Source organism: Streptomyces sp. DH24 (assembly GCF_029813775.1).
In the GTDB taxonomy this organism is placed as follows: Bacteria; Actinomycetota; Actinomycetes; order Streptomycetales; family Streptomycetaceae; genus Streptomyces.
The window spans coordinates 24,540-40,115 of the sequence record NZ_JARVKW010000037.1 but is presented as its reverse complement, the minus strand read 5'-3'; the positions used below and the strand labels follow the sequence as shown (position 1 = coordinate 40,115).

Genomic DNA, 15,576 nt, shown 5'->3' with positions numbered 1-15,576 from the left:
CGCTACTGCTCGGAGAGGAACGCGTACGCGGCGGCGGTGAACGGGTCGTTCGGCCGGAAGCGGCGGGTGCACACGGCGGCCAGAGCCGTGCCGGTGTCCGGCCGGAAGCCGATGAAGGCCTGCTGGCCGAGGGTGGCCCCGCTGTGGAAGTACATGGGCCCGCCGTCGGCCGGGTGCCGGAACCAGCTGACGGTGTGCACGTGCCGGTGCCCGAGCCCGCGCCGCAGCACGGGCCGGCGCACGGCACGCAACGCCCCGGCGAGAACCGATCCCCCGGGGTCGGCGTGGGCTTCGAGGAAGGTGAGCAGATCGTGCGGGGTGGCCCGCACGGCGCCGGCCGCCTGGAATCCCCCGGCGTCGAAGGCGGGTACGGGGCGTTCGCCGTCCTTGGTGTGGCCGACGGCGTCGGTGTGCGCACCGGTGGCGTTCAGAGCGGTCCCGTCCAGGCCGAGCGGGCGCAGGACGCGGTCGGTCAGGAGGTCCTCCCAGGGCGTGCCGGTGGCGGCGGCCAGCGCGTGGCCGAGCACGGCGACGCCGAAGTTGGAGTAGCGCCACCGGGTGCCGGGCCGGTGCCGGGGGCGGTACCGCAGGAAGGCGTCGATCACGCGGGGGGCCGGGTAGCGGGCGTACGGGTTGGTGCGCCAGCCGGGCAGGGCGCGGGCGTAGAACCCGGCCGGCAGACACGGCAGTCCGGACGTGTGGGTGATCAGGTGCCCGAGCGTCACCGCGTCGGGCGCCGCCCGTCCGCGTCCGGGACCGAGGTACGCGGCGGCGGGCTCCCGGCCGGTCAGCGGGCCGCTGTCGATGAGGGCGGCCAGCAGCAGTCCGGTGAACGCCTTGGTGGCGGAGCCGATCTCGTAGCGCAGGTCCTGCCGGGGCACCGGCCCGGGCGGCGCCGTGCCGCCCGCGCACACCACGCGGTGGCCGCCCCGGGACGCGGCGAAGACGGCGTCGGGGGCGTCGGCGGCGTCGACGGCCGCTTCGAGCCGGTCCCGCAGTCCCGCGGCGTCGTGGCCGGCGCGGGGCGGTGCCGTCTCGGTACCGGTGTCAGGCGGAGCGCCGGGCCAGGGTGTCGCCGGGGCGGTCATGACGCGGTGTGCGCCAGCGCGGTCAGGGCACGGGAGGTGGCCAGGAAGGACGCGAACGCGGCGACCAGCGTGGGGTGGTAGACGATGTCGAACACCTCGTCGGGGGCACCCTCGGGCATGGTGCGCACCGCGGGCATCGCGCCGTCGGGCTGCTGGGCGGCGGCGAAGCCCTCCCAGGCGCGTTCGTCGAGGGTGGGGCGGGGCAGGCAGGCGTCGACGATGAGCAGTTCGCCGAGCAGGTCCCAGCGCCGCAGGTCCAGCCAGTCGTCGATCCACACGGGCAGCCAGGTGGCCAGGTAGTCGGCGACGTGGGGCGGCAGGCCCTGCGGTTTCTCGCCCCAGTCGGTGAGGTGGAAGACGGCGTGGGTGATGTCGTAGGCGATGTGGCCCTCGACGGTCCACGGTTCGGGGGTGCGGGCCAGCCAGGTGGCGCCGACCGCGTCGCTCTCCGGGGGGCGGGGACGCAGGCCGAAGCGGCGCTGGAAGGCGGACAGGCCCAGGCGGCGGGTGGGCGTGGTCTCGAACGCCACCCAGCTGTCGAGCCGATGGTTGAGGACGACGGCCCGTTCCAGGTCGGGCCGGCTGTAGCCGAGTTCCCGGAACGGCAGGTACACCTCGAACGGGATGGGTGAGATGGGCTCTGTCCGCTGGCCGCGCACCAGCATCGCGCCGCCGTCCAGGGTCTCCCGCCAGACGTGGTCGAGGAGTTGGCCGGCCAGCTGGGCCTGCTTCGAGCCCGCGACGCCCTCGCGGAACAGCACCCTGCAGATCAGGGCCAGTTCGCCGATCGGTTTGAAGCGTTCGAGGAACCCCACCTCGGGGTCGACGTCGGGTTCCAGCCGGAAACCGTCGCGGTGCGCCCAGAGCCATTCGAGGGCGCGCACTCCGACGGTGTGCATCAGGCGCGTGTCGGTCATGCCGGCGCTCCTTGTCCGATGGTGAGGGTGGCGGCGAACGCGGCCATCAGGGTGGAGTGGTAGCAGCGGTAGAAGTCCTGTCCGGGGTCCGTTGCGTCGTCGCGGGCGGCCTGCGCCGGATCGCCGGGGCCCTCTTCCGGGATGGCGCCCGAGGCGCTCTGCGCGGCCGCGAGCCGGGTCCACGAGTCGTTCGGCACGGCGGACTCCGGTGGCCGTGGCAGGCTCGCCGCGACGGCCAGGAGCTCGCAGCTCAGGTCCCACATCCCGGCCTCCAGGCAGGTGTCGAGCCAGGGCGGCAGCCAGTGGGCCAGGTAGGCGGCGAGGTCCGGGGGTACGCCGTCGGGGGCGCGGCCCCAGTCGGTGAGGTGGAAGACCACGTGCGTGAGGGCGTATCCGGCGTCGCGCTCGAAGGTCCACGGTTCCGGCAGGCCGCCGAGCCAGGTCCGCCGCAGGGCCGGTTCCGCGCGGCCGGGACGGCTCATGCCGGTGCTCCGCTCGGCGCTGAGCACGCCGAGGTGGCGGGTCGGGTCCTGTTCCGTGAGCCGCCAGCCGCGGGTGCGGGCGACGCGGGCGACGTCGGTCTCGTAACCGGGGTGGCGCAGGCCGGCGGCGGCGAAGGCCGCGTACACCTCCAGCGGGTACGTCGCGAACGGCTCCAGTCGTTGCAGCCGGAGGAACAGCTCGCCGTGGCCGGTCTGGGCCCAGGCGAACTCCAGCAGGTCGCCGGCGCGGGTGTGCAGCGGGTCCGTGGGCGCGGTGTTCGCGCGGATGCTGCCGCAGACCCGGGCCAGTTCTCCGAGCGGCTTCCAGCTGCTGTTCACGCGGCCGTCGCGGGCCAGGGCGTCGTCGCCGAGCGCGAAGTCCTCGCGGTGCGCGTCGACCCAGGCCAGCGCGGTCCGTGCCAGCTGTCCGACCTGTTCGGGGTCCGCGGCCCGCTCGGCCTTCGCGAGGCCGCCGACCCGGCCGGCCGGCCCGGTGCCCGCCGCCGTCACACGAGTACCTCGGTGCGCATGAGCTGTGCCGCCCGCACCTGGAGGGCGATCCGTGGGTCCTCGCCGCCCATCAGCTCCACGAAGTCCAGCCCGGTGTCGAGCCCCAGCGTGTCGGGCACGCCGGTCAGCAGCGTGAGCCAGCGGCCCGCCCCGGCGGCCTGGCGCCAGTCCCGTCGGCGCACCGCGCGTACGAAGCCGCGGGCCACGTCGACCGGTCGGGCGCGGGCGGCGCGGGCCACCGCGCTGTCCTCGCCGGGCAGGGCGAGGGGGGCCAGTACCGCGAGCTGGTGCGTGAGGTTCTGCCAGGTGCACCCGTCGAGCCAGGAGGCGTCGGGTTCCGCGTCGCCGGCGACGGGGTCGCCCAGCCGTCGGAGCGTGCGGGCCATCGCCCAGTGGCTCCAGACGACGGTGGGTGCCGCGTCGGCGGCGGGCGGGAAGGCCTCGACGGCCGTGCGGAAGGCGGTCACCAGTCGCGGGTCGGGCGGTCGGCGCAGCAGCACCTCGGGGAGAAGCGCGTCGGCGCCCAGGACCCGCAGGGCGGCGAGGCCGAGGCCTCCCGCGTCACCGTTCGTCGTCGTGCCGGACACTCGCGCGTGGTCTCCGCTCCGAAGAGCGGAGACCACGTCGGAGGCGAGGTCCTGCACCGCGCCCTGCAACAGGGCGGAAGTGCCAGACTGCTCCATTCGACTACTCCCGTCGATCCGGTCAGCCCTTCTTCGGGCGGGGGGTCGGCGGCGACAGCAGCAGCTTGGTCGTCCCGGAGGCCAGCGCGAGTGCCGCGCACCGGCGGCTGTCGCGGTAGACCCCGTCGGGCTCGGCAGGGTCGAGTGCCGCGTCGATGTCGGCGCTCTCGATGCCGGTGACCTCTTCGATGATTTCTTCCGGAGTCATTCGACCATCTCCCTCTCGGGTGAATCCGGTACCTTCCACTTCCAGTTGAGCGCATCACCACAAAAGATGCAAAACGCCCCACAGGCCATATGGTTCACTTCTTCAACATCTCAAGGCCGACGAAACTGGAAAGCGGGACAGTTGAGGCCTGGACCGGACCGGCGAAGCCCCAACGCCTCCTAGGCCGTGGGCCGATGCCCCAGCCTCATGGACAGCTGCTCCCGGATGTCCGCGGCGAGCCTGCCGCTCTCGCCCCAGGTGACCACCAGGTCGGCCACGTGCCGCACCTTGATGTTGGTGCACATCGACGTCTCCCGGAGCACGTCCCACGCCTCGGCCGGAGTCATCCGGCCCACGGCCACCAGCACACCGATCGCCTGGTCGATCACCGCGTGGGAGTCGACGGCCTGTTCCAGCTGGGCGACCTTGTTCTCCAGCTGCCTGATCCGGTCGCGGTGGGTGTCCGGCTGCTGGACCGCAGCAGGGAGCTCGTCGTGCACGTCGCCTCCGCCGTGGAAAGGACCGCCAGGGGAAAGAGGCGGCCGGTCCGCAGCGCGCAGAAGCGCGAGGAACCGGCCGCCGAAGCGTCCCTTTCACACTCACACCCGGGTCGGGCAGCCGCAACACCGGGCACGGCGTGAGGGCGCGCCCGGACGGGGAACCCGGCGTGCGCCGTACTCACCGACACCCACCCACACCCTGGAGATGGCCATGAGTGTGTTGCGCGTCCTCGGCCGGCCCATGCTGGCCTCGATGTTCCTCGCCGGCGGCATGCATTCCGTGCGCAACCCCGAGGAGGTCGCCCCCGCCGCCGAACCCGTCGCCCAACCGGTCACCGACCGCATTCCGTCCCTGCCCGACCGCACCGAGGACCTCGTCCGGCTCAACGGCGCCGTGCAGCTCGGCGCGGGACTGATGCTGGCGACGGGCAGGATGCCCCGGATCGCCGCGCTGGCCATCGCGGCCACGCTGGTGCCCACCACCCTGGCGGCACACCGCTTCTGGGAGGCGGACGACCCCGGCGAACGAGCCCAGCAGCGCATCCACTTCCTGAAGAACCTGTCCATGCTGGGCGGTCTGCTGATCGCGGCCGACGACACCGCGGGCGACCCCTCGCTGCTGTGGCGGGGCCGGCACGCCACGCACGACCTGCGGCGCGACGCGAAGCTGGTGCGCCGTTCCCTGATGGCCGGCGCGGGCCCGGCCGGGGCCGTCGGCCGCGTCCGGGCGAAGCTGCCGGTCTGAACCCCGCCGCGTTAGGTCCCCGGCAGGCTGGGGACCCGAGCCCCGGTGGGTCCGCCCCCGGAGCCGCCACGACCCGATGGAGGTGAAGGACGTGGGACACGGAGGAAACGTCATCGACGAACTGGTGACGGACCACCGCGAGGTCGAGGAACTCTTCGGCAAGATCGAAGCACTGCCGGCCGGGCACAAGGACCGCAAGGTCTACGCCGATCAGGTCACGATGGAACTGATCCGGCACTCGGTGGCCGAGGAGGCCTACCTGTATCCGGCGGTGCGCGAACACGTGCCGAACGGCGACGCCATGGCCGACAGGGAACTCGAGGACCACGCCACGGCCGAGCGCATCATGAAGGACCTGGAGGGCTGCGACCCGGCGGACGCCGAGTTCGACCGGCTCATGGGGCAGCTGATGACCGAGATCCGCGAGCACGTGGCCGACGAGGAGGAGAACCTCTTCCCCAGCCTGCGCGCGGCCTGCCCGCCGGAGAAGCTCGACGAGCTGGGCGACAAGATCCGGCAGGCGAAGAAGACCGCCCCGACCCGGCCGCACCCGTCCGCCCCCGACAAGCCGCCGGCCAACAAGCTGCTGGCGCCGGGCGCCGGACTGGTCGACCGCATCAGGGACGCGCTGTCCGGACGCGGCAAGCACTGACCGGAGCGCACCTCGCACGAGGGCCCGTCGCCGTCGGCGACGGGCCCTCGTGCGTGACTACCCAGGCGTGACCACCTCGGCATGACTACGCGTCACGCGTGCGCCTTCATCAGCTTCTGCACGCCCCGCACCACGTCCTGGGCGGTGCCCCCGTCCAGGAGGAGCGCGGGGACCCGGTACGGCACCCGGTGCTCGGCCGGCGACGACAGGGCGAGGACGGGTGTGCCGACCCCGGCGGCCAGCTGCGCCGGGCCGGTGGCGCCGGTGACGAGGACGTCCGCCGCCCTGAACACCCCGGCCAGGGTCCGGGTGTTCGTCCGGCCGCCGAGGTCGACGGCCGTGGCGCCGCCGACCCGACGGGTCGGGCCCGGCTCGCCCGGACCGTCGGTCACGACGACGCGGTGTCCGGCGTCGGCGAGCAGGTCGACCGCCTCCGCGCAGCGCTCGACGTCCTGCGGGCCCGCCGCGCTACCGGGGTGCACGACGACGTACGGGCCGTTGCCGGTCAGCGTCGCGGTGTCGGGCGCGGGCAGCACGCGCAGGCGTCCGTCGTCGCCGGTGCGCGGGGCGAAGCCCATCACGGCGGCCAGGTCGAGGGCCACCTCCGCCTCGTGCCGGCCGGGCAGCCGCCGGTGCCGGACGTCGAGCGGTCCGTCGGGCCCGCCGGTGCCCGCCGCGCCGATGCGCGCGACGTCGGCGCGGCGCAGCAGCCGGGCGAGCGGCAACGGCCCTTCGTCGTGCCCCGTGAGGACGAGCGCCACGTCGTAGGCCTCGTCGCGCAGACGGTCCACGAGGGCGTCCTCGGCGGCCGTGCCGTCCGGGTCCGCCACCGCGGGCGCGTCGTCCCGGCGTACGACGACGGCGTCGACGTGGGGCAGCAGCTCTGCCGCGGCGGCACCGACGGGGTCGCACAGCAGGGTCACGTGGTCGGCGCCCGTGGACACGGCGCGCACGGCCGGGCCCGCGAGGAGGGTGCCGTCGAAGCCGGCGTCGGGGACCACCAGGGCCTTCACGCGGACCACTCCCCTGCGCTGCCCGTGACCGTGACCGCAACGCGCTCCGACGGTGCCTGCTCCGGCCGGGGCGTGAAGGCGGCGACGGTGCGCGCGAGGCCCTCTTCCCAGCCCACCTTGGGCACCCAGCCGAACAGCTCTCGGGCGAAGCCGGTCGCGGGTCGCGGACCGGTGCCGGACGAGTGCTCCGGACCGGTCGCGGGGTCGGCGGCCGGCCCGTCGGCGAAGGCCAGCGGCGAGCCGGACCCGGTCAGTTCGACGACCCTGCGGGCGACGTCGGCGACCGTGACCTGTTCGTCCCCGCCGAGGTCCACCGGCCGCACCGAGCGGCCCGCGGCGACCAGCAGGACGCCGTCCACCATGTCGTCGACGTAGCAGAGGGAGAGAACCTGACGACCGTTTCCGGGGACCGTCACCGGCTCCCCGGCCAGGGCCCGCTCGACGAAGACGGGGATCGCCAGGCCGTCGTCCGGGCGCATCCGGGGCCCGTAGGCGTGGAACAGCCGAACGATCCCGGCGTCGCTGCCGCGCGCGGCGTGTGCGGCGACCAGGGCCTCGGAGAAGCGGCGGGACTCGGCGCAGGCGCTGCGGGGGGCGAGCGGATCGAGGGCGTGCGGGTGGCCGTCGCGGTCCGGTCGGGTGTCGTCCTCGGGCGAGGAGGCGAGCAGGAACCGCGCGCCGTCGCGGTCGGCGACGGCCAGCGCGTTGCGGGTGCCGAGGCTGCGCGTGTCCAGCGTCTCCAGCAGGTGGGTCTCCTCGTCCCGCGGTGAGGCGGGGCCGGCCAGGTGCAGGACGAGGTCGTACGGACCCGGCAGGTCGGCGGGGCAGCCGGGATCGGCGACGTCGCCTTCGAGGAACCGGAAGGACTCGCGTCCGGCCAGGTGCCGGACGTTGCCGGGCCGGCCGGTGCGGAGGTTGTCGAGACAGTCGACTTCGACACCTGAATCGAGCAGGCGCCCGCACAGATGCGAGCCGAGGAAGCCCGCCCCGCCGGTCACCAGGGCCCGCCGCCACGGGGCCGTCCTGGGTGCCGGTGCCGATCCTGTGCCGGTGAAGGTCGTCGTAGGCATCATGAGCACGCCCTTCCTCCTCGGCCGCAACCGCGGACGACGGGCCGACGAGTGCCCCGGCGAGTCGCGTTCATGCTCCGACGGCCACTCGGTGCGGGAGGTGCTCCCGGGGCGATGTGCGCCGGGTCCGCCGGTGCGGGAGCGGCCCGGGTGCCCGGCCTTGGTCGTCGGTGGGCGCGGTCACGTGCGCCGCGCCACCTCCGATCCGGCGGCCGAGACCTGTGATCAACCACACTCGGCCGGCAAATCCCGTCCTGGAGGCGGGCTTTGGCCGGGCGCGGCGTCCGGGCGAAGACCGTCGGCGACGACTCGCCGGTCCCTTCTGCCACGATGGTCGGCGCCTCCCGGCCCACGACACGGAGCCACCGCGCAGCGCAGCCGGTGTTCCCCGCTCCCGTCGTGCCCTCCGCTGAGTCCTCCGACTCGTCTTCGAGTAGCGCACTGTGACTTCATCCCCCTCCCCCGCCCTGCCCGCACCCACGCCGGTGCCCGCGTCCGCGCCCGCCCGGCGGCCGTCCCACTCTCCGTGGCGGTCCCTGAGGCACCGCAGCATGCGCTGGTGGTCCGTCGCGAACTTCGTGTCGAACGCCGGTACGTGGATGCAGCTCACGGTGCAGAACCTGCTGGTCCTGCAGATCACCGGGTCCGCCGCCGCGACCGGCCTGTCGATGTCCGTGCAGGCCGCTCCCGCGCTGCTGATGAGCCTGCTGGGCGGCGCCGCCGTGGACCGCTGGCCCCGGAAGCTGACGGCGGCCGTCAGCCAGGCCCTCCTCGGCGCCGTCGCGTTCGTGACGGCCGTCCTGGTGGCGCTGGACCGGCTGGACATGACCACGCTGATGGTGCTGGCCGCCGTGACCGGCGTCGTCGCCACGGTGGACGGCCCGGCCTGCGCCCTGCTGGGCAACGACCTCGTCCCGGTGGAGGACGTCCCCTCGGCCATCGGCGTCGGCGCCCTGGTGCACCAGGCGGGACGGCTCGTGGGCGCCGCCATGGCGGGCGTGACGGTCGGGTTCCTCGGCACGGCCGCCGCCTACTTCGCGAACGGGCTGTCGTTCCTGTTCGTGGCCGCGGTCGTCCCCTTCCTCCGGCCCGCCCCCGGCGCGGCCCCGAAGGTCTCCCTGCCGGCGCAGCGGCGGAGCGCAGAACCCGGCATGACCGTCCGGGAAGGGCTGGCGTTCTTCGTGACGCGGCCCCGGCTGCTCGCGCTCGCCGGGGTCACCGGGGTCAGCGCGGTCTTCGGCCGCAACTACACGCTGACCCTGGCCGTGCTCGTCACCGGTCCGCTGGCCGGCGGCGCCGGGGCGTTCGGGACGGTGTCCACGGTGCTCGCCGTCGGCGGCATTCTCGGCGCCGTCCTCGGGGCGCGGCTGAGGCGACCCTCGGTGAAGCTCGTGGGCGCCCTCGCGGCGGCGGGGGGACTGCTCCAGGTGGTGGCGGGGCTGTCTCCGTCGCTGGCCGTGCTGCTGGCGCTCGTCGTACCGATGGCCGTGGTGGAGTCCGTGTCGGACACCGCCGGTACGGCCGTCCTGCAGACCGATCCCCCGGCCCGCCTGCGGGGCCGCGTCCTCGGCGTGTGGGGCAGCATCGGCACGGTCTGGGGCCTGGGCGGGCCGCCCGCGCTCGGCCTGCTGATGGAGCTGGCCGGTGCGCGGGGCGCGCTCGTCGCGGGCGGGCTGATCATCGCCGGCTCGATCGGCGCGGGGTACGTGCTGCGTGAAGGCCGGACGGCCGCGCCGGTCGTGCTCCGCGCGGAGGAGGGCGACGTGCCGGGCCGGGCGGCGCTGGGCACGGCCGCCTGACGGGGCGGGGCCTTACCGTTCCCGGGCCGTGCCTTCCTGGGCCGTCCCCTTCCCGGGGCGTCCCCTTCCTGGGCCGTCCCCTTCCTCGGCGGTACCTTTCCGGGTCGTGCCGCTCCCGGGCCGTCCCCTTCCCGGCCCGTCCCCTTCCCGGGCCGTACCGCTCCAGGGCCGTACTGCTCCCGGGCCGTGCTGCTCCCGGGCCTGGTCGGCGACGTGGCGCCAGCCGTGCGACGCCCGCCACGCGGCCGCCCTCCGGGCGACGACGCCACTGTGCGGACCGGGCCTTGCGGTGAAGGCGGGGGGTGCGAGGTGGGGGGTGGGGTCCGCGCCGTAACTGTCGGTAGCTCTCCGACCCCGGGCCCCGGTGCCGACCGCCGCGCCCCGGCCCGCAGACCAGGGCAGACGCGGGTCCCACCCGTGTGGTCGGCCGACCGGGACCGAACTTGCGGCCCGCCGGATCAGCGATGCCGCCGGTCGCGCGCCGACCAGGGCGGCCCCGGACGGCGCGCCGCTGCCCCGCCCTCCGTGCCGACGCCCGCGGCGTCACGACCCCGTGGTGCGCAGGGCTCCCGCCGCCGCCTTGGCCGCGCGGCGGGTCAGGAGGGTCGTGGAGCGGCCGTCGAGGTACGGCAGGACCACCGCCTGACCGCCCCAGTCGCGCAGGACGCCTGCCTCGGGCAGGTCCTGGACGGAGTAGTCGCCGCCCTTGACCCACACGTCGGGCCGCAGCCGGGTGAGCAGCTCCTCCGGGGTGTCCTCGTCGAAGACGGCGACCGCGTCGACGCTGCCGAGGGCGGCCAGCACACGGGCCCGGTCGGCGGCCGGGTTCAGCGGGCGTCCGGGGCCCTTGCGGCGGGTGACGGACGCGTCGGAGTTCAGGCAGACGATGAGGCAGTCGCCGATGCGCCGGGCGCTCTCCAGCAGGCCGACGTGACCGGCGTGCACGAGGTCGAAGCAGCCGCCGGTGGCGACGACCGTGCCGCCGCGCGCCCGTACGCGCTCGGCCAGGTCGAACGCGTCGGTGCCGGGCACGTCGGCCGGGCGGGCCGGGGCCCGCGTGTGCCACAGGTCCGGGTTGCCCGCGCCGCGCGGGTCACCGGTGGCCTGGTACGGCGCCGGCACGAGCCTGGGCGTACCGGTGCCGGACCGGGCGAGCAGGACCCCGCGCTCGCCCAGCGTGACCGCGACGCCCGCCGCCCGCCAGCGCTCCGCGAGCCGTGCGCCGCGCTCGGCGTAGGCGCCCAGCGAGGTTCCGCCGTCGCCGGGGCACAGTGCCCGCGCCTCGGCCGCGTTGGGGGTGACGACGCGCGCTCCGGGCACCGGCGCGTCGCCCCTGGGGTGCGGGTCCCACACCAGCGGCGTGTGACGGGCCGCGTAGTGCAGGTGCGGGCGCAGCGCGTCGGCGGTGCCCCGCCCGTAGTCGGCGACCAGCACGGCGTGCGCCTCGGCAAGCGCGTCCCGCACCGCGTCGAGCGGCATCGTGTCCTCGGGGCCGCCGGGCGTGCCGCCGCCCCGGTCGATGCGCACGACGGGACGGCCGCCGGCCAGGACCCGCGTCTTGACCGGCAGGGTGCCGTTCAGCGGGATCTCCAGCAGCCGGACCCGGCCGCGCAGGTCACGGCGTACGGCCTCGCTGGCGGCGTCGTCGCCGAGTGCCGTCACGAGGATCACGTCGCGTCCGCCGCGCGCCGCGAGGGCGGCGGCCACCCCCGCCCCGCCGGGGTGGCGGCGGTCGCCGGTGACGTCGACGACGGGGGCGGGCGCGTCCGGTGCCAGGCGGGTGGAGACGCCTTCGATGTCCTCGTCGAGGAGGACGTCCCCGACCACGGCGAGCGGCTTCGGTGCGGTCATGACGCCCTCCCGGGGGTGACGGCGCGGCGCGCGAGGGGCGTCGACACGACCGCGTCGAAGCACTCGCACAGCAGGTGGACGGCGACGAGATGGGTCTCCTGGACGGTCGCGGTGCTGTCGGTGTCGACGCACAGCGCCTCGTGGGCGGCCTCGGCCAGCGGGTTCGGGGCGCGTCCGGTGAGCGCCCACACGGTGAGCCCGGCCTGCCGGGCGGTGACGGCCGCCGCGATCAGGTTGGCGCTGCGGCCGGAGGTGGACAGCAGGAGCAGGACGTCTCCGGGCCGGCCGTGGGCGGTGACCTGGCGGGCGTAGACGTGGTCGAAGCCGTAGTCGTTGCCGATGGCCGTGACGCTGGAGGTCTCGGCGTGCAGGGCGATCGCCGAGTAGGCGCGCCGCTCCTGGCGGTAGCGGCCGACGAGTTCGGCGGTGAGGTGCTGGGCCTGGGCGGCGCTGCCGCCGTTTCCGGCGGCGAGCAGCCGTGCCCCGCCGGTGAGGGCGTCGGCGAGGGCCGCTCCCCAGTCCGCGATCCGGTCGAGGTCGTTGCGGCGGAACCGGTCGAGGGCCAGTTCCAGTGACCGGCAGTGCAGTCGTGCGGCGTCTAGTGCGGGATGTTCGGTCATGTCGTCCGGGTGTGCCGCCGGCCGTGGACGGCGGCGGGACCCGCACCTCCCTTCGGGCGTCGGCGGTCGGGGCGGCCTGGGCTGTCAGCCGGTTCCGGTGGCTGCGGGCTCGGCGTCGAGGACGTCGCAGTACGCCGACTCGGTGGCCGCCGCGACGCGGCTCCAGCCGTACCGGCTCAGGACCCGGCGGCGGCCTGCGGCGCCGCACGCCGCGCGGGCGGCGGGGTCGGCGAGCAGACCGGCGACGGCGCGGGCCAGCGCCTCCGGGTCGCGGGGCGGCACCAGGCGTCCGGTGCCGGGGTCGGCGACGGTGTCGAGCTGTCCGCCGACGGCGCTGGCGACGACGGGGCGCCCGCAGGCCATCGCCTCCAGCGGGACGATGCCGAAGGGCTCGTAGTCGGCCGGGCAGAGCACCACGTCGGCCGAGCGCAGCAGCCGCGGCACGTCCTCGCCGGACACCCCGCCGGTGAAGCGGACCCGGTCGGCGACCCCGGCGTCGCGGGCGATGCCGCGCAGCCGGCGCACCTCCGGGTCGTCGTCGAGCCGGTCCGGCGGGGGCCCGCCGACGAGGAGGAGTTCGGTCTCGGGCAGCCGGGCGAGCGCGGCGACGGACACGGCGGCGCCCTTGCGGGGCACGAGCCGGCCCAGTTGGACGAGCCGGTGGCGGTGCGGTCCGCGCGGGGCGACCGGGCCCGTGGGCGTGAACCGGTCCGTGTCGACGCCGCACGGTACGACGGCCGTCTTGCGGGTGGGGATGCCCATGCGGGCGAGTTCGGTGATCTCGTCGCGGCAGGTGGCGACGATGCGGTCGCAGGCGAGGCCCACCTCGATCTCGCCGGGGATGCGCTCGGGCGGGCTGGTGTCGGCGAGCCGTTGGTGGCGTCGCTTCACCGTGCCGAGCGCGTGGTAGGTGTGCACCAGCGGCAGGCCGCGGTCCCGGGCGGCGGCGAGTGCGGCAAGGCCGGACATCCAGTAGTGCGAGTGCACCAGGTCGGGTACGCCGCGTCGCCACTCGCGGGCCAGGATCTCGCCGAACTCCGCCATGTGGGGCAGCAGTTCGTCCTTGGGGAGCGGCTCGGGCGGCCCGGCGGGCACGTGGTGCACCTCGACGCCGTCGCGCACCCGGACCCGGTCGGGCAGGTCGGGCGCGTCGCGCCGGGTGTGCACGGTGACGCGATGTCCCCGGTCGGCGAGGGCGGCGGCGAGGCAGGCGACGTGGACGTTCTGCCCGCCGGCGTCGACGCCGCCGAGCGCGGCGAGAGGGCTCGCGTGTTCCGACACCATCGCGATGTGCAGGGTGCCGGGGTCGAGGCGGTCGCCGCCGAACGCACCCGTCGGGAAGGGGCTGAGGGACGGGGTCATGCGCACACCTCCGTGATCAGGCGCTCCCAGTCGGCCAGGAAGCGTTTGAGCCCGTACCGTTCGAGGGCCGCCTGGCGGGCACGCGCCCCGTCCTCGGCGGCGATCCGGGGGTCGGCCAGGTAGCGGCGCGCCGCCTCGGCCAGGACGTCGGGCCGGGTGGACAGGGTGCCGGCGCCGGGCGGGACCGCCTCGACGGCCTCGGTGGTGGCGAGCGCGACGACGGGCATGCCGAGGTGCATCGCCTCCAGCAGGGACAGACCGAGGGACGTCCAGCGCACCGGATGCAGGTACAGCCGGCGGTCCGCCATGGCCGCGTGCAGTTCGCTCTGGGGCAGGTCGGCGGTGCGGCACCGGTCGGGCGGCAGGCCGAGGTGTCCGGCCAGGCCGTCGGTGCGCATGCCGAAGACGTCGAGCGGCGCCGCCTCGGCGAGCGCGGGCAGCAGGTCCGTGCCCGTGTGACGGCCGCGCCGCAACGGGTCGTTGACGACGACGGCGGCGCGGGCCAGACGGCCCGTGTACCGGTGCCCGGGGTCGACGACGCCGTGCTCGATCACCTCGGTGCGGGTGGTGCCGCAGTCCCAGAACAGCCGGTTGAAGTGCGTGACGTGGACGATCGTGAGGTCGTCGCGGTCGGCGCACGGGTGCCGGGTGCCGGGCACGTCGCCGTCCGGGGCGTTGTGCTCCAGGTACACGGCGGGCAGGTCCCGTCCGGGGCGGCGGCCGCCCAGCCAGCGCTCGGCCAGGCCGAGTTCGTGCGGGCGCTGGAGGACGACCAGGTCGACCGGCGTGTCGCGGAGTTCCCCGGGGGTGGCTTCGCGCACCGACGCGGGCCAGGTGAACGTGCGGGCCCGGCCGAGCCCGTCCGGGTCGCGGCCCGGGGTGACGGGGACGACGTAGGTGTGGGGGCCCTGCACGAACGCCGTCGTCCAGGAGCCGTGCACGTGCCACAGGAGGATGTTCATACGGGCGCTCCTCGTTCCGACTGTTCCCCCTGTTCACCCCGGTCTCGTGCGTCCCCCCGGGACCGGACGAGCGTCGCCACCGCGGCGAGCACCTCGGCGTCGCCGATGCCGTCGAGGCAGGGGTGCCCGGGCTCCGGGCAGTGCCGGGCCCTGCTGCCGGCGCAGGGCGCCCACTGGTCGCCGAGCACGACGTGCGGCACGCCGTAGGGGGCCCACCGGTCGGCGGGCACCACGGGCGCGAACAGGCTCACGACGGGTGTGCCGACGGCCGCGGCCAGATGGGCGGGGCCGGTGTTCCCGGCGATCAGGACGCGGGCCCCGGCCAGTACCCCGGCGAGTGTGCGCAGGTCGGTGGCGCCGCCGAGGTCGCGGGCGTGCCGTCCGGCGACGCGGGCGGTCAGGGCCCGTTCGGCGGGCCCGCCGGTGACGACGACCCGGTGGCCGGCGGCGGCCAGCGCGGCCACGGCGCGGGCCGCCCGCGCCGGGCTCCAGGCGCGGGCCGGTACGGCGGCGCCGGGATGCACGGCGACGTACGGTCCGCGTCCGGTGAGGGGTGTGGTGTCGGGCAGCGGGGTGGTGACGCGGAGCCTGCCGTCGTCGCCGGGCGGGAGCGGAAATCCGGCGGCCCGCGCGAGGTCGAGGGCGGCGAGCACCTCGTGCCGGTGGGGCCTTCGGTGGTGGCGCAGGTCGAGCAGGGTGCCCGGGTAGTCCTCGCTGTCGGCGGCCGTCCGGCCGACTCCGGCCAGCTTCAGCAGCAGCGCGGCGGGCAGCGGGCTCTGGTGGTACGACACGAGCACCAGGGCCCGGTCGAAGCGGCCTGCCGCGACCGCGTCGAGCAGGTGCCGGGTGGCGGTGTCCGTGACGGGCGGCGGTTGGAGGCCCACCCACGGTGCGTCGTACGTGAGGACGTCGTCCACCCCGGGCAGCAGCCGCGCGGCGGGCGTGCCCTGGGGTCCGCACAGCAGCGCGGTGTACGAGGACCCGGCCGCGACGGCACGCACGGCGGGCCCGGCCAGCAGCACGTCCCCGGCGCTGTCCAGGCGGACGACGAGCGTGCGGGGCAGGCCGCTTCGGGCGGTGGTCATCGCCGCTCCGCGGGACCGCGGGCCGGGCC

Annotated in this window: 16 protein-coding genes; 3 read left to right on the top strand and 13 right to left on the bottom strand. The window is 75.7% G+C overall.

Features of this window, described 5'->3' with window-relative positions:
* Positions 1-2: 2 nt before the first annotated feature.
* The 6 genes from QC282_RS25395 to QC282_RS25370 form a co-directional block, all read right to left on the bottom strand.
* Positions 3-1,088: a serine hydrolase gene (locus QC282_RS25395; protein ID WP_279551880.1), complete on the bottom strand. Its 1,086-nt coding sequence runs from the start codon at positions 1,086-1,088 to the stop codon at positions 3-5.
* Positions 1,085-2,005: a hypothetical protein gene (locus QC282_RS25390; RefSeq protein ID WP_279551879.1), complete on the bottom strand. Its 921-nt coding sequence runs from the start codon at positions 2,003-2,005 to the stop codon at positions 1,085-1,087. The genes QC282_RS25395 and QC282_RS25390 overlap by 4 nt, the downstream gene beginning before the upstream one ends.
* Positions 2,002-2,910 carry a hypothetical protein gene (locus QC282_RS25385; protein ID WP_279551907.1) on the bottom strand — a complete coding sequence of 303 codons (909 nt, stop codon included), beginning with the start codon at positions 2,908-2,910 and terminating at the stop codon, positions 2,002-2,004. Before QC282_RS25385 ends, QC282_RS25390 begins: the two co-directional genes overlap by 4 nt.
* An 83-nt stretch (positions 2,911-2,993) precedes the next feature.
* Positions 2,994-3,680, bottom strand: coding sequence for a hypothetical protein (locus QC282_RS25380; protein WP_279551878.1), 687 nt, complete (start codon positions 3,678-3,680; stop codon positions 2,994-2,996).
* Positions 3,681-3,702: 22 nt separating this feature from the next.
* On the bottom strand, positions 3,703-3,888 hold the full coding sequence (locus tag QC282_RS25375; protein WP_279551877.1) for a hypothetical protein: 186 nt from the start codon (positions 3,886-3,888) through the stop codon (positions 3,703-3,705).
* Between the two features lie 179 nt (positions 3,889-4,067).
* Positions 4,068-4,388: an ANTAR domain-containing protein gene (locus QC282_RS25370; protein WP_279551876.1), complete on the bottom strand. Its 321-nt coding sequence runs from the start codon at positions 4,386-4,388 to the stop codon at positions 4,068-4,070.
* Positions 4,389-4,599: 211 nt separating this feature from the next.
* Between QC282_RS25370 and QC282_RS25365 the strand changes: the two genes are divergently transcribed.
* Complete coding sequence (locus QC282_RS25365; protein WP_279551875.1) at positions 4,600-5,133, top strand: DoxX family protein; 534 nt, start codon at positions 4,600-4,602, stop codon at positions 5,131-5,133.
* Positions 5,134-5,224: 91 nt separating this feature from the next.
* Positions 5,225-5,785, top strand: coding sequence for a hemerythrin domain-containing protein (locus tag QC282_RS25360; RefSeq protein WP_279551874.1), 561 nt, complete (start codon positions 5,225-5,227; stop codon positions 5,783-5,785).
* Between the two features lie 92 nt (positions 5,786-5,877).
* On the opposite strand, the gene QC282_RS25355 is transcribed toward QC282_RS25360, so the two are convergent.
* Positions 5,878-6,798 (bottom strand): glycosyltransferase family 9 protein, encoded by a 921-nt coding sequence (locus QC282_RS25355; RefSeq protein ID WP_279551873.1) that lies wholly within the window; start codon positions 6,796-6,798, stop codon positions 5,878-5,880.
* On the bottom strand, positions 6,795-7,871 hold the full coding sequence (locus QC282_RS25350) for an NAD-dependent epimerase/dehydratase family protein (protein WP_279551906.1): 1,077 nt from the start codon (positions 7,869-7,871) through the stop codon (positions 6,795-6,797). Before QC282_RS25350 ends, QC282_RS25355 begins: the two co-directional genes overlap by 4 nt.
* A 548-nt stretch (positions 7,872-8,419) precedes the next feature.
* On the opposite strand from QC282_RS25350, the gene QC282_RS25345 reads away from it, so the two are divergent.
* Positions 8,420-9,667 carry an MFS transporter gene (locus QC282_RS25345; RefSeq protein WP_279551872.1) on the top strand — a complete coding sequence of 416 codons (1,248 nt, stop codon included), beginning with the start codon at positions 8,420-8,422 and terminating at the stop codon, positions 9,665-9,667.
* Positions 9,668-10,210: 543 nt separating this feature from the next.
* Here the strand turns inward: QC282_RS25345 and rfaE2 are convergent.
* The 5 genes from rfaE2 to QC282_RS25320 all read right to left on the bottom strand — a co-directional run bounded on the left by rfaE2 (position 10,211) and on the right by QC282_RS25320 (position 15,547).
* Positions 10,211-11,518 carry a D-glycero-beta-D-manno-heptose 1-phosphate adenylyltransferase gene (gene rfaE2 / locus QC282_RS25340; protein ID WP_279551871.1) on the bottom strand — a complete coding sequence of 436 codons (1,308 nt, stop codon included), beginning with the start codon at positions 11,516-11,518 and terminating at the stop codon, positions 10,211-10,213.
* Positions 11,515-12,138, bottom strand: coding sequence for an SIS domain-containing protein (locus QC282_RS25335; protein WP_279551870.1), 624 nt, complete (start codon positions 12,136-12,138; stop codon positions 11,515-11,517). The genes rfaE2 and QC282_RS25335 overlap by 4 nt, the downstream gene beginning before the upstream one ends.
* An 84-nt stretch (positions 12,139-12,222) precedes the next feature.
* On the bottom strand, positions 12,223-13,500 hold the full coding sequence (locus QC282_RS25330) for a glycosyltransferase (protein ID WP_279551869.1): 1,278 nt from the start codon (positions 13,498-13,500) through the stop codon (positions 12,223-12,225).
* On the bottom strand, positions 13,497-14,462 hold the full coding sequence (locus QC282_RS25325) for a glycosyltransferase (RefSeq protein ID WP_279551868.1): 966 nt from the start codon (positions 14,460-14,462) through the stop codon (positions 13,497-13,499). Before QC282_RS25325 ends, QC282_RS25330 begins: the two co-directional genes overlap by 4 nt.
* Positions 14,459-15,547, bottom strand: a complete 1,089-nt coding sequence (locus QC282_RS25320; protein WP_279551867.1) for a glycosyltransferase family 9 protein — start codon at positions 15,545-15,547, stop codon at positions 14,459-14,461. Before QC282_RS25320 ends, QC282_RS25325 begins: the two co-directional genes overlap by 4 nt.
* Positions 15,548-15,576 lie beyond the last annotated feature (29 nt).

What these genes read in the sequence shown, in the direction of transcription:
- QC282_RS25345 (WP_279551872.1), top strand. Translation starts at nt 8,420, where the DNA reads ATGCGCTGGTGGTCCGTCGCGAACTTCGTGTCGAACGCCGGTACGTGG.
- rfaE2 (WP_279551871.1), bottom strand. Translation starts at nt 11,518, where the DNA reads ATGACCGCACCGAAGCCGCTCGCCGTGGTCGGGGACGTCCTCCTCGAC.
- QC282_RS25375 (WP_279551877.1), bottom strand. Translation starts at nt 3,888, where the DNA reads ATGACTCCGGAAGAAATCATCGAAGAGGTCACCGGCATCGAGAGCGCC.
- QC282_RS25330 (WP_279551869.1), bottom strand. Translation starts at nt 13,500, where the DNA reads ATGACCCCGTCCCTCAGCCCCTTCCCGACGGGTGCGTTCGGCGGCGAC.
- QC282_RS25380 (WP_279551878.1), bottom strand. Translation starts at nt 3,680, where the DNA reads ATGGAGCAGTCTGGCACTTCCGCCCTGTTGCAGGGCGCGGTGCAGGAC.
- QC282_RS25350 (WP_279551906.1), bottom strand. Translation starts at nt 7,871, where the DNA reads ATGATGCCTACGACGACCTTCACCGGCACAGGATCGGCACCGGCACCC.
- QC282_RS25365 (WP_279551875.1), top strand. Translation starts at nt 4,600, where the DNA reads ATGAGTGTGTTGCGCGTCCTCGGCCGGCCCATGCTGGCCTCGATGTTC.
- QC282_RS25395 (WP_279551880.1), bottom strand. Translation starts at nt 1,088, where the DNA reads ATGACCGCCCCGGCGACACCCTGGCCCGGCGCTCCGCCTGACACCGGT.
- QC282_RS25325 (WP_279551868.1), bottom strand. Translation starts at nt 14,462, where the DNA reads ATGAACATCCTCCTGTGGCACGTGCACGGCTCCTGGACGACGGCGTTC.
- QC282_RS25390 (WP_279551879.1), bottom strand. Translation starts at nt 2,005, where the DNA reads ATGACCGACACGCGCCTGATGCACACCGTCGGAGTGCGCGCCCTCGAA.
- QC282_RS25335 (WP_279551870.1), bottom strand. Translation starts at nt 12,138, where the DNA reads ATGACCGAACATCCCGCACTAGACGCCGCACGACTGCACTGCCGGTCA.
- QC282_RS25320 (WP_279551867.1), bottom strand. Translation starts at nt 15,547, where the DNA reads ATGACCACCGCCCGAAGCGGCCTGCCCCGCACGCTCGTCGTCCGCCTG.